Origin of the sequence: Bacteroides ihuae (assembly GCF_900104585.1) — a bacterium.
Taxonomy (GTDB): domain Bacteria; phylum Bacteroidota; class Bacteroidia; order Bacteroidales; family Bacteroidaceae; genus Bacteroides; species Bacteroides ihuae.
Window position 1 is genome coordinate 685,652 of the sequence record NZ_FNVX01000004.1, and the last position, 13,104, is coordinate 698,755.

The window sequence follows — 13,104 nt, forward strand, 5'->3', positions numbered from 1 at the left end:
AAGAAATTTGATTAATAGATCCTCCTAAAAGGGTTTAGTCGTAAAACTGATTCATCTAATGGAATCGCCCTATTATAGTAAAAAGCGGAATGCAATGAATTGCATTCCGCTTTTTTATTTCAGTTCAAACAAACCTGTTTATTTAAACTTAAGCGCCACAGTCACCAAGTGCGACTTCAAACCATCGTTACGATCATAATAACCATATCTCAGTTCCAACGTATTGAGCGATTTAATGCCCAGTATCCCTTTGGCAGACATCACACGGAAATTAGCACCGAACATGTTGCTGGTAAACTTTGACAAGTCATAATCACTTGTGTAATAATTTTCCTTATCTGCTGACAGATGCTCTCCTTTCGCTTTAAAATAATCTACCCCATTCTGACTATAAAAACGATAATATGGAGCGATAGATACAAAAGGTGTTATTTTATAAGGTACCTCCAGCTCGGCGGTGTGAGCAGTTAGTTTCCAACTATCCGTGTAATAGCGATAGAAACTCCTCAGAATGATACGGTCCGTCAAGAAATAATTGGCTCGCAGTCCGATAGGCAACTTAAAGCGGTGGTCGGGCAATTTTTCTGAATAAACCTTTGGAGTTGCACTATTCTCGGTGGTCTGGTCAAAATAAACCCGCTGATAAGCCGTACCCAACTGTCCGGTTTGATAGCCAATATCCGCCAACAGAGATACCTGTAGTTCTTTGTTCACAACTTGCGTTACCCCCAAAGCCAGGTTATACGAGTTTCGCGGTGCGCTATCTCCCTGCTTATATTCAAAATTATTATTATCCTTTCCCCTTAATTCCATAGGCAAAAGGATCTTCCATGTATCGAGAAAAACCGATGCTTTAGCTGTAAACTCACGATTACCATCCTGCGTAGCTTTAGAGTACACAAGATTTCCTCCAATAGAAGTATAATCATATTCTTGTGAAAATGACAAACCTCCACCCATCGAATACTTCCGTTTCGTGTTCTCAAAAAGATAACTAGCTGAAGGATATACACGTACATCCCCACTAGAGGCTGAAGAAATCGTTTTAGGATCTATCTTATCCGACGAAGCCGAACTGTAGACATCGATTCCAAGTTCAAAATTAAAATGATGTTTGTTTAACTGTTTATCGAACCGACTCAACTGAAGGTCAATAGAAGTTCCAAAATCATTCAACCTCTCGTTGCCCACACCGCCGGTCACAGCCGAGTGATCTCCATCCTGATGATAGTAACTTGTCACAAAGTCCACCTCATCTATTTTCAGTTTTCTGGAAGCCGTACTATCGGTTTGCGCTTTTGCCACATTCATGAAAAACATAAAAGCGGCCACTGACAGAATTACTTTTTTCATCCTTTTTTCAATGTATTAGTTACAGCCGCAACCGCCGCCGGTTTTGCCTCCATTACCACCTGACGCACCTTCACGATACATCAGAAAATTATTCTCATATCTCTCAATCGTTCGGCTGGAAAGTACCATCTCCGCATCATTGAGTTTCGATTTCTGATATGGCTTCACACTTGCGCACGAAGTCATCATCAAAAGCGTGTAGCACACGCACATCGTTAAAAGTACATACTTCATCATTTAATTAATTTAATGTTACTTGATACATATAGCCTGTTTGCATCATCCACAAGGATGCATTCGATGCCCTTTAATTGATTAATCAGACTTAATCCGTCAGTTACTCCGAGAATGCTGACGGGCGTAGCCATCGCATCAGCTAATTCGGCACTGACAGTGATAATCGTCACACTCTTAATCCCCTTTATCGGATAGCCCGTTTTAGGATTAATGGTGTGCGAATACAATTGATTATTAATCATCACAAACTTCTCATAATTGCCCGATGTGGCAACCGATTTGTTGGTGATGTTGAGTGTGGAAAAATAACTCTCTTTAAGATTCGGATTAGCAATCCCCACTGTCCACGGCGAGCCATCCTCCTGATAGCCCCACGCATTAAGGTCGCCTGCAGCACTCACAATGCCATTCTCCACCCCAGCCTCTAGCATCACCCTTTTGGCACAATCAGCAGCATATCCTTTGCCAATGCCACCAAAGCCAATGCGCATCCCTTTATTTTTAAGGAAAATAGTTTTGGCATCTCCATCCAGTATGATGTTTTTGTAATCAATGAGATGAACAGCTTTCTTAGCTTTGTGCTTATCCGGCAGTTGCGTCAACGATTTATTAAAGTTCCAAAAATCCTTATCCAACGAGCCATACGAGAGGTCAAAATAGCCTTTCGTCAGTCCCGAAATCTTCTGCGCTCTGAACACCAGATCATAAAATTCCTGAGGCACAGCAACCGGCTGAATACCCGCTTGAGCATTCACCTCGTTGGTCACACTATCATCACTAAACGTGGTCAGCAGTTTTTCAATCCGCTTCACCTCATTTATGCCACAAGCTATTTGCTCGTGCCCCAACTTCTCGTTTTCACTCAGCGTACAAAACTCAAAGGTGTTTCCCATCAGCTTTGTTTGAACCTTTACTAGAGTCATCTTTATCTACTTTGTGTAGCGGCTAATCTCCGTTACATAATCCTGCACTGTTTGTTTCTTGTCAAATCCACTCCATTTATGAAGTACCTTCCCGTCTGCATCCAGCAACACCATATAAGGGAATTCACCTTCGGGGTTGTACTTCTCGGCCAATTGATCATTTTTCTCTTGTTGTTCTTTAGGCAGTTTATTTTTCTTTTGACGAGGAAAGTCGGCTAGCAAAAGCAGTAACTTCTGATTGGCAAATGAAGTAAATGCCGGATCATCAATAATCACTTTTTGCAATTGAATACACGGGGCACACCAGTCGGAGCCCGAAAATTTAAGTAAGATCAGTTTGCCGTCTTTTTTAGCCAAAGTTTGTGCTTCATCCAGACTGCTTACTTGGGCCTGAGCACATATAGCCACCACTATAAGTCCCAGCATGATTGCCATTCTCTTCATCATAATTTTAACACTTAATTACTTAATCATCAATAAAATCAGAATATTCCACGTTTTTTAATCCATTTTAAGAAATGAACCTTTTTCCGTAACATAATGAAACAACATAGCCTATCAGCTTTTTGTTTTAAAGCAGCACACATATTAACAGAGAGAGAAAGTTGTATTAAAAGAAATTCTAAATCTAAAGGTTCTTTCACATTTGAACCTGCTAATCATTAATAGAAGCAACGAAGAGAACGCATGAGTCTCAGGCGAGTAAGGTTCTAATGTAAAGATTGCAGATACACCCATACAGGCCTTGTGAGAGGGATTTGGTTAACTAACTAGATCAGCGCGGTGAAGTAGTTAATTCACCACGGTTAACTAACTAGTTCACCACGCTGAAGTTATATGATCACCGAAACAAGGGTGATTCGTAAAGAAAAGAGATAGAAGAACATCTTTTTTATCATAGAAAGTAATTTATTACAAAAAAAGGCTATATTTGAACTTTATTGTCCTTATGGTTAACATATTATTACTAGAACACTATGAAAAAGACGAAACTCTGCCTGTTATTATTTCTGCTACTACCTTCAGCATCAAGCATCGCCCAAGAAATAACCGAAGACAACTACTTAAAAGTAGACTCGGCGATATGGAAAGAATACGAAGCGCAAATGGGAGCTATCCAAACACTCTATCATGAATATCCTGAGAAAAAAGATAGTTTGGCAATCGCCTCTGATAAGATATATAAAATAGCCGATAAGGAAAATAGAGATGCAGCAGTTAAATACGCCTCTACTCCCAGCGGATTACAACGTTTATTTATGGTACGCCTTTCTTTTTCTAAGGATTCGCTATCTTCCATATTAAGCTCCTTATCTCAACAAATGCAAGAATCTCCTTATGGGAAAAGTCTAAAAGAGCATATCCAAGACAAGCAAATTGAAGTAGGAGATTCTGCTTATAACTTTGAAGCTACACGCTCTGATAGTACTCATTTTGTTCTTTCCTCCCTAAAAGGAAAACAAATTCTCCTCTTGTATGGCGGACTCAACTGCATGGGGCAGGAAGGTCGTGAAGCCCTTGATACCTTCTACCGACAAACTTCGCGAAAAATGTTCGAAGTTGTAGTGTATTGGCCATGTTCATCACTAGCAGCGCTAAAAGAGATTAGAAAAGAATTTCCATCCGATTATATTTTCGTATCCGATTTCCTCCAAGATCGTAGCCCTGTCAAGATCATCTACGGAACACAAGCAACACCAACATGTTTTGTCATAGACAAAGATTATACTGTGGTTTTCAAATCAGTAGGATTAGACATCAAAAATATTAGTGGAATTATCAAAGGTGAATGAAGTAATAAATGAACGTGTTACCAACTCCTTCTTTATTCTATTGTTTTAATCAACTCTAAATCCGAACTGACGAGAATCGGCAAGTTAGCCGTAACCTTTTCTGCAGGCCAATCCCACCATTTCAAGCCTAGAAGATAGTTGATTAATTCATCGTCAAATCGCTTCTTTACTATTCTAGCAGGGTTTCCCCCTGCAACATGATAAGAAGGTACATCCTTTGTCACCACCGAATTAGCAGCAATAATTGCTCCATCACCAATGGTTACGCCCGGCATTACAGTTACGTTTTGCCCAATCCACACATCATTGCCCACTATCGTATCTCCTTTCAAAGGCAAATCGGCCAACGCTGGCATTGCCTTTTCCCACCCGTTCATCATGATCCCAAACGGATACGTCGTCACCGAGTTCATCTGATGATTCGCTCCGTTCATAATGAATTGGATGCCTTTGGCTATGGCACAAAACTTTCCAATGATTAGTTTATCTCCAATAAACGGATAGTGGTGAGTGACGTGCTTCTCGAAATCTTCTGCGCCATCTGCGTCATCATAGTATGTGTAATCTCCAACAATAATATTAGGGTTAGTCACTACATTCTTGATATAACACACTTGCTTGATATTCTCGTTGGGATATAACTTGTTGGGGTCTGGTCCGTTAGTCATCTTGTTACAATTATTATTATACAATATGCACATTAATAACTGAAATATCTATTGTTGTTGCTACCTTTTAGAGATGCCAGCTGAACCCAAACGTATAAGTCCATTCACCAAAGAAAAAGTGCTGACTAGCTTTGTCTGAGCTATCTTTCGTCGTACGTATGCTTGGCATGTTGATGTATCCCTCTTTCAATTCAGAACGAAGGAAAAACAAATCCCACAATAGAACATCTACCCCAGCCTTGGCACTCAGTCCGAAACCTGAAAGATGAAAGGCATCGTGCCTCTCTTCGCCCATAAGAGTCGCATTCGTTTTAGGCAAGAGAAAACCTGCGCCTCCACCCAAGAGGCCGTTAACTTTCAGAATGCCTTTGTGATAATAGTTCTTATAAAACTCAATCTCCGAATTGATGTAATTCAATCCATCGGTGTGCTCGTACATCAAGAAATCTTCAGTAAGCTTTATAGAGCCATCGTTGATCCTGTTTTCAAAGGCAGGACGCACCTTGCCGTCTATGTCTACCGTCTGATTCTGGTTCATCACATACTTCATGTGATCCACTCCAATAGTGATGGCAACATTATCTTTAATAAAATAACCCAACCTGAAGTTTGTTTGTGGAATCGTTATTCTATCCAATTGGAAATAGTTATGATAACTAAACGATGATTGTTTATCGGACGCCTTCACATCACGCAGAGTGAAGTTATAATCATTCCCTTTATAATGAATGTCCGAATTTGTATACGCACCCCTGTTCCAACCCCAGAAGGCATAGAAAGTCCCTTTCTTATAAGCCGGTTCAGACTGGGCAAAAGCCAATGTGCCACTGGCAAGAAGAGAGACGATAACGACTAATTGCTTAAACATAATCTCTATTTTTAAAAAAGACGAAAATTATTACTTGTGATCTGTTTTCTCAGCCAGAGAATCAATCGAGTACTATCCATTCAACTCTGAGCATAAGATTCACTTTGATTTTAACGAGAAAGGGATAATATTTGTTCAGCAACTTTATATGAAATAGAAAGCAAAGAAAAGAAGAGCTACGCTTTTTCACACAGAAGAACAATACCCTACTCTCGGTATATTGCCTCGTCAATAATGATAACATGTGGGTATTGTAGCCACCTTGTTTATTAGCGAACTTTGCATCAGATTAATTAACACTAAAAATCACAAATGATTCCTTGCGAAATGAAACATGGAAAAAGAGGCAAAAAAAATGAAAGATGTAATTATTGAATGCGATAAAATAACGCATTATTATGGCACTAGGCTTATTTATGAAAACCTGACTTTTGAAGTAGAAAAAGGAAAAATATTAGGTCTTCTTGGGAAGAATGGAACAGGCAAAACTACTATTATCAATATACTAAACGGTTATCTCAATCCAAGTTCCGGTTATTGCCGCTTGTTTGGTGAAGAGATGAGACACATCTCACCTCAAACCAAAAGCCGTATCGGTTTATTGCTCGAAGGACATATCCAACATACTTATTTCAATATTGTCCAGATAGAAAAATTTTATAGCCAATTTTTCCCTAATTGGAGAAAGGATGCCTACTATGAGTTACTAAAGAAAACACAGGTCTCTACGACGCAGAAGATCAGTACCATGTCGTGCGGACAACGCTCGCAGGTGGCCTTAGGCCTACTTTTTGCCCAGAATCCGGAGCTACTTATACTAGACGACTTTTCCATGGGGCTTGATCCAGGATACAGACGTTTGTTTGTGCAATACCTCAAAGAATATTCTACGGCCGAAGACAAAACAATCTTCTTAACATCACATATCATACAAGATATGGAGCTGCTCATAGACGACTGCCTAATTCTCGACTATGGGAGAATTCTTCTTCATAAACCAACCCAATATATTTTAGAAAGCTTCAAACGGTATCGATTTTCATCAAAAGCTGATGAAATAAAGAGAAATAACGATTTATGGAATACAGAAAAGATAGGTGCCACATGGGAGACTTATTCTTTCCTTCCACAAGAAAAGGTGAGTGAAATATTATCTCCATATAATATCAGCAACCTTACAGTAAACAATATTTCACTAGAAGACGCTTTTATCGGGTTAACCGGAAAGTATTAACACACAATACACCTAAAATATAAATAGACAATAAATCATGATCAAAGCCCTCTTTTATAAAGAATGGATTAAAACCAACAAAGTAGTATGGCTGCTAATCTTCCTATTCGGAGGATGCATCACATATAGCTTTATTCGCTTAGCTCAAATGTTAAGAATTTATGGTGCAGTAGAAACATGGAACAGTATACTATTAAAAGATATCATAATGATTTCAGAGATAGAATACCTCCCTCTGTTAGCCGGTCTGCTGATGGCTCTGTCACAATATATCCCGGAAATGACGGATAAAAGATTGAAACTAACCTTACATTTACCTAGAGGTGAGAATCAAATTATGCTATCGCTTTTGGCTTATGGCAGTACAGTACTTATCAGCCTATTTACTGCTTCCTGCCTCATTTTCTTGGTCGGCTTGCGCTATTACTTCGCACAAGAAATCGTGATGCTCAACTTATGGGCATCTCTCCCTTGGTTCGTGGGTGGGTTTATGGCCTACCTGCTTTTCTCATGGATCTGCTTAGAACCCACATGGAAACAGCGTACGTTCAATTCATTAATATCCATCACTCTCCTTTCCTTATTTTATATTGACGGAAAACAAGGTAGTTATTTTCCCTTTATTCTGTATGCCATAGCATTGGTTATTCTCTGCATCTCTTTCCCTTTTTATTCCGCCGAACGGTTTAAAGAAGGCGCACAGTAAAGTAAGACCAACACATTAATAACAAAGAACGATGAAACAAAAATCAAAAATATATACCTTAATTTTGCTGCTTGTAACAGCCATGGGCTTCTACACTATTCCAGCTCTCGTGAAGATGATGACCGAAGATGCTGATGATTATCCATTCGTATACTACAGTTCTATCTTGAAAGATTTTTGCTTTGTAGAGTATCAAAATACAGATGCTCTCATGCATGACAGAGCCGGCAATGTGTATACCCAAACCCAATTCGACTCGCTATTACCTCTGCTCAACTACCGTCAACTCATCCTTGATGGACGACTCCCAGACTCGATAAACGGACATGAGGTCTCGGCGCCTATCCTACAGGCAAAAAACGTAGTCTACCGATACAGTCCTGATAAAATATACACACCCGAAAGCGGACTATACATTATGTATGAGTCAGCGCCCAAAAGGATAAACGGAGATACTCCCACAGACGTTTTTCGCTTTACAGATAGAATAGAGTTCATTGATATTAAATCGAATAAAGTAAAATCCGAAAAGAGCTATTCCTTTCAACAAGCGATAGATAAAGCAGGATATGCATTTCCCCCACAGTGGATTTCAGGTAATATGAATCCAATGAAGCCATACGACCAAGGTTACTTTTCTCTTGATGCAAAAGGGGAATTGTATCACATAAAAATGGTTAATGGGCATCCTTTTGTGCGTAACACCCACATAGGAGAGAAGATGAAGATCGAACGCTTTGTGATGGTGGAGATGGCCGATAAACGATTTTCGGGTTTTCTGTTTGATCAACAAGGATTTGTTTATATAATCGAAGCTGACAAAGAGAAATATAAGCCACTCAAACTAGATATTGATACCATAGACATCAAACATGACGAAATGTTGGTTATGGGCAATCTTCTCTATTGGACTGTAACAGTTACACGACAAGACAAACAGTCATACTACGCTTTGGAGACCGGACCGTTGAAACGTGTAGCGGCGCATGAAGTGATAGGTAGCATCGGAAAATGGGAGATCGCTAGTAAATGGCTATTTCCTGTATATCTGGACTTTGAGAGCAATACAACAAAGTACATTGCACCTGTTGCTCGTTTCACCGGATACTATGTTTTCTTCTTAAATCTAATTTTGGCACTGCTCGTGGCATTCTTCATTCCTAATACCAAAAGTAAGCGAGCATTCTATTCGACGTATGTTTTGTTGACCGGTATCGTAGGACTTATAGCATTATCTATCTTACCGGATTTTATAAAGAAGAAAGCAAATAAATCCTAGAAATAGCATGAACCGACTATCACTCATCTTCATCACTTTCTTATGCTTTGGATCGCTACAAGCAAGCAATACCAAGAGTGGAGGATACACTGTTTCTATTAGAATCATTGATAGCAAACAGAAAACGCCACTCGAATATGCACTGATCTATCTGTCCGGAAACGACAAAAAATACAGTGCAATAAGTGACGAAGACGGGAAAGTAAATATGCAAGGCATTGCCCACGACAAATACCAACTGACGGTATCTTATTTAGGATACGAAAAATACATGAAGGAAATTATCTTGAATGGGAATCTATCCTTGACCGTTTTAATGAAATCCACTCTCAACAGTTTGGATGAGGTGGTTGTCACAGCATCCGAATCAAAAGGAATGACCAGTTCTTCCATCATCGACCGAAAGGCCATGGAGCACTTACAGCCATCCAGTTTCAGCGATTTACTCGAATTATTGCCTGGAGGATATGCAGTAGATCCATCTCTCACATCTGCAAATTCGATTGATATGAGAGGGGTTAGCGTCAATAGCAATGACTACAAAACATCTTCACTTGGCACCTCTTTTCTAATGGATGGAGTTCCCATATCTACCGATGCCAACATGCAATATACGTCTGGCCCCGAAATGTCTATAAACGGAGGTGGATATGCCGATGCGAGTAGAAGTACAACAAACAAAGGAATAGATATGCGCTCACTATCTACCGACCAAATTGAGCGTGTCGAATTTATACGCGGCATCCCTTCTGCAAAATATGGCAATCTGACCAGTGGATTAGTGAAGATAGAACGAAAAAAAGGAGCCGGCAAGTTGGAAGGACGATTCAAAGTAGACTCTGACAGTAAATTATTGGCCATCAGTAAAGGCTTAGACATTTGCGAAAGAACAAGCCTAAATCTTGGGCTCGATTTTCTTGATGCGAGAGCCGACCCCACAGATAAATTTGAAGGCTATCAGCGTATAAACACCTCTATGCGACTCAATCGCAAATGGCTGCACAAAAATGACTCGGAGCTACAATGGAATATAACTCTGGACTATGAGCACACGCTAGATGACGTCAAAACCGATCCGGACACAGGATATACGCCTACCGATAGTTACAAATCAAGTTACAATCGATTTGCATTAAGCAACAATCTTTTGTGGATTTTCAACAAGCCGGCTTTTTTAAAGAAAGTAGAGCTTATCACTGCTACATCCTATGAATTAGACAAAATAGAACAGCATAAGTTTGTGCAAATAACGGCTCCTACGGCTATCCCAAACACGACAGAACAAGGAGAATCAGACGGGATCTACCTGCCGGCAAACTGGGTGTCTGAATTGATCGTGGACGGTAAGCCACTCTCCCTTTTTGCACAAGGCTCGACAACATCAAACTTCACAACGCTTAACATTGTCCACAATCTCCTCACAGGGTTAGAGTGGACATACGACAAGAATTTCGGAAAAGGACAAGTCTATGACGTAACCCGCCCCCCATCATCCGACATGTCTACCCGTCCGCGACGTTATTCGGACATACCCGCCAACCAGGAATGGTCATTCTTTGCCGAAGATGCAGTCAGTGTGCCTTTAGGTCGCAACCAACTACAAGTAAGTGCAGGAGTAAGAGGCATGAGTGTATTAAACCTTGGCGCAGAATACGCCATGAACGGAAAAGTCTATATTGACCCGAGGATAAATACCGAATGGACATTCCCCATATTCAATATTAATAAAAAGCCTCTAACAGTATCTCTGTCGGCAGGAATAGGCTGGCAAAGCAAGACTCCCACTCTCAATCAGTTGTATCCAGACTTTGTCTACAATGACATTGTTCAATTGAATTATTACCACAACAACCCCGATTACCGAAGAATCAATTTAATGACCTATAAAAACAAGGTCATCAATTACGATTTAGAACCTGCCCGCAACAGAAAATGGGAAGTCCGTTTAAATGCATCTTACGACAATAATAACCTTTCCGTCACCTACTTTCGTGAGTCAATGACCAACGGATTTCGAACACAAAAGCAATGCACACAGACACAAGTATATAAGAGATATGATTCGTCCGCCATTAACTCAAAAACGTTAACCGCCCCTCCCGATCTTGCCAATATCCCCTATACCAATGACACTATCCTATCCTTATTCAGTGCATCAACCAATGGAAGTGCCACTTTGAAAGAAGGAGTAGAATTCACTTTCTCCTCCAAACGCATCGAAGCACTAAAGACAAGACTCACCATTACAGGGGCTTGGTTCAAGACGAACTATGATAACAGCATACCTATTTATAGAGCCTCAAGCCAGGTACTTAACGGTAAAGCAATACAAGAAATAGGCATCTACGAATCAACCGGAGGATACGAAAAGCAACGATTCAACACTAATTTCATGTTCGACACCTACATTCCGATTATTAGTTTTGAATTTTCCACATCTCTCCAGTGTGTGTGGTTCTCAACAAGCAAGACGAAACAGTATAGCGGAACGCCGCTGGCTTATGTTGATCTGAAAGGAGAAACTCATCCTTATACAGAGATAGAAATGAATGACGCCAGACTTCAATGGCTCAACATCGCAGTAAGTCCTACCGCCTTTCAAACCCAAAAGGTACCATTTGGGATGAATATCAACCTTAAGATGTCTAAAACATTCAAAGAACTATTCAGGGTATCCCTATTTGTAAACAAATTACTGGATTATCACCCCGACTATGTATCAAACGGTGTAACCATCAGACGAAATGTATCACCCTATTTTGGCACTGAATTAACCTTCAAATTATAAACCATTATTATTAAATTAAAGAATCATATAAAGATGAAAATTAAATTATTTGCTATTTGCACCTTATTTTGTTTATCTGCCGTTTTGTTGAACTCATGTAGCGACAACGACGACACAGTGAAGACAACCAATCTCAAAGTGACCCTAACCTCTCCTGACGGTATAACGTACACTTCGCTCTCAGATATTAGTTTACTACTGAAAGAAACCAATACCGGGAAAGTAACAACAGTAAACAATGCAACGATAAGTGGAAATGTATTGAGTGCTACCGTAAATGAAGGCACCTATAATGTTACAGTAGAAGGCAACGCACAGTATACGGTAGATGGAGAAACACAAACAAAACCAATAAGAGGTTATAAAGAATCCATCGTGGCAACAGGCATAGTGCTCAATATGAATTTAGCTTCCTTCATTTACTCTCCTTCGACTTCAGGTTTTGTCTTCAAAGAAATTTTTTATACCGGCTCACTCACCCCTGAAGGAAAACAGACCTCTGATCAATATTTTGTAATATACAATAATTCAGACCAAACGCTATATGCCGATGGTTTATTCATTTCAGATTCAGAGTTTATGACTGTTGAAAAACAAACTTATACTCCCGATATTATGAACACCGCTTTCACTGTTAGTTCTATGATTACTGTTCCTGGATCAGGCAAGGAACACCCTATAGAACCTGGGAAATCTTTTATCATAGCAAATAGTGCGGTTGATTATAAAGAAATCAATTCTAACTCTATCGATTTAAGCAAAGCCGATTTTGAGATAGCTAACGGTATAGACATGGATGATACAGATAATCCTGAAGTACCGAATATGCTCAACATCGTGGGCAATATGGTTATGCATAATAGAGGATTTAGAAGTTATGTCTTGGGAAAAATGGAGGTCGAATCTGAAACATACCTGAAAGATTATGTGTACACATGTACCTGGAAGTTTACTTTCGAAGATTATTCATTCGACGAAAGTGACGATTACTATAAGGTACCAAATACATGGATACAAGACGCAGTTAATCTAAGTGTAGCATCGGACTTTCAGTGGATAGTGACTGCTCCGTCGTTAGACATGGGATGGACATACTGTGGCAAGATAGACGCTGATCCTACAAGATATGGAAAAAGTGTACAACGCAAGATTGCCGGTGAGATGGAAGGACGTAAAATTCTACAAGATACGAACAACTCAACCTTGGACTTCAACGCTGAAACAGTTATCTCATTGAAAAAATAGTTCAAAAAAA

General features: G+C 39.8%; 12 protein-coding genes. 6 read left to right on the forward strand and 6 right to left on the reverse strand.

What is annotated here, in order from left to right:
• Window positions 1-138 precede the first annotated feature (138 nt).
• The 4 genes from BQ5338_RS03625 to BQ5338_RS03640 are packed head-to-tail and all read right to left on the reverse strand — an operon-like array spanning window position 139 to window position 2,960.
• On the reverse strand, window positions 139-1,353 hold the full coding sequence (locus BQ5338_RS03625) for a DUF3570 domain-containing protein (protein WP_071145434.1): 1,215 nt from the start codon (window positions 1,351-1,353) through the stop codon (window positions 139-141).
• A 15-nt stretch (window positions 1,354-1,368) separates the two neighbouring features.
• Window positions 1,369-1,590: a DUF4266 domain-containing protein gene (locus tag BQ5338_RS03630; RefSeq protein WP_235816368.1), complete on the reverse strand. Its 222-nt coding sequence runs from the start codon at window positions 1,588-1,590 to the stop codon at window positions 1,369-1,371.
• Window positions 1,587-2,513, reverse strand: a complete 927-nt coding sequence (locus tag BQ5338_RS03635) for an FAD:protein FMN transferase (RefSeq protein ID WP_071145435.1) — start codon at window positions 2,511-2,513, stop codon at window positions 1,587-1,589. Before BQ5338_RS03635 ends, BQ5338_RS03630 begins: the two co-directional genes overlap by 4 nt.
• Before the next feature lie 6 nt (window positions 2,514-2,519).
• A complete protein-coding gene (locus BQ5338_RS03640) occupies window positions 2,520-2,960 on the reverse strand; it encodes a thioredoxin family protein (RefSeq protein WP_078063383.1) in 441 nt (146 codons plus the stop codon).
• A 530-nt stretch (window positions 2,961-3,490) separates the two neighbouring features.
• Here BQ5338_RS03640 and BQ5338_RS03645 point away from each other — a divergent pair.
• Window positions 3,491-4,306: a peroxiredoxin family protein gene (locus BQ5338_RS03645; RefSeq protein WP_071145436.1), complete on the forward strand. Its 816-nt coding sequence runs from the start codon at window positions 3,491-3,493 to the stop codon at window positions 4,304-4,306.
• A gap of 32 nt (window positions 4,307-4,338) precedes the next feature.
• Here the strand turns inward: BQ5338_RS03645 and BQ5338_RS03650 are convergent, their stop codons facing one another.
• Both BQ5338_RS03650 and BQ5338_RS03655 read right to left on the reverse strand, forming a co-directional pair.
• On the reverse strand, window positions 4,339-4,974 hold the full coding sequence (locus BQ5338_RS03650) for a Vat family streptogramin A O-acetyltransferase (protein ID WP_071145437.1): 636 nt from the start codon (window positions 4,972-4,974) through the stop codon (window positions 4,339-4,341).
• Window positions 4,975-5,041: 67 nt separating this feature from the next.
• Window positions 5,042-5,842 carry a hypothetical protein gene (locus tag BQ5338_RS03655; RefSeq protein WP_205409928.1) on the reverse strand — a complete coding sequence of 267 codons (801 nt, stop codon included), beginning with the start codon at window positions 5,840-5,842 and terminating at the stop codon, window positions 5,042-5,044.
• A 355-nt stretch (window positions 5,843-6,197) separates the two neighbouring features.
• On the opposite strand from BQ5338_RS03655, the gene BQ5338_RS03660 reads away from it, so the two are divergent.
• The 5 genes from BQ5338_RS03660 to BQ5338_RS03680 are packed head-to-tail and all read left to right on the forward strand — an operon-like array spanning window position 6,198 to window position 13,094.
• Entirely contained in the window at window positions 6,198-7,076 is an 879-nt protein-coding gene (locus BQ5338_RS03660) for an ABC transporter ATP-binding protein (RefSeq protein ID WP_071145864.1), read from the forward strand.
• A 37-nt stretch (window positions 7,077-7,113) separates the two neighbouring features.
• A complete protein-coding gene (locus BQ5338_RS03665) occupies window positions 7,114-7,782 on the forward strand; it encodes a hypothetical protein (protein WP_071145439.1) in 669 nt (222 codons plus the stop codon).
• Window positions 7,783-7,813: 31 nt separating this feature from the next.
• Window positions 7,814-9,061: a DUF4857 domain-containing protein gene (locus BQ5338_RS03670; RefSeq protein ID WP_071145440.1), complete on the forward strand. Its 1,248-nt coding sequence runs from the start codon at window positions 7,814-7,816 to the stop codon at window positions 9,059-9,061.
• A gap of 7 nt (window positions 9,062-9,068) precedes the next feature.
• A complete protein-coding gene (locus tag BQ5338_RS03675) occupies window positions 9,069-11,849 on the forward strand; it encodes a TonB-dependent receptor (RefSeq protein WP_071145441.1) in 2,781 nt (926 codons plus the stop codon).
• 33 nt (window positions 11,850-11,882) lie between these two features.
• A complete protein-coding gene (locus tag BQ5338_RS03680) occupies window positions 11,883-13,094 on the forward strand; it encodes a DUF4876 domain-containing protein (protein WP_071145442.1) in 1,212 nt (403 codons plus the stop codon).
• Window positions 13,095-13,104: the final 10 nt, after the last annotated feature.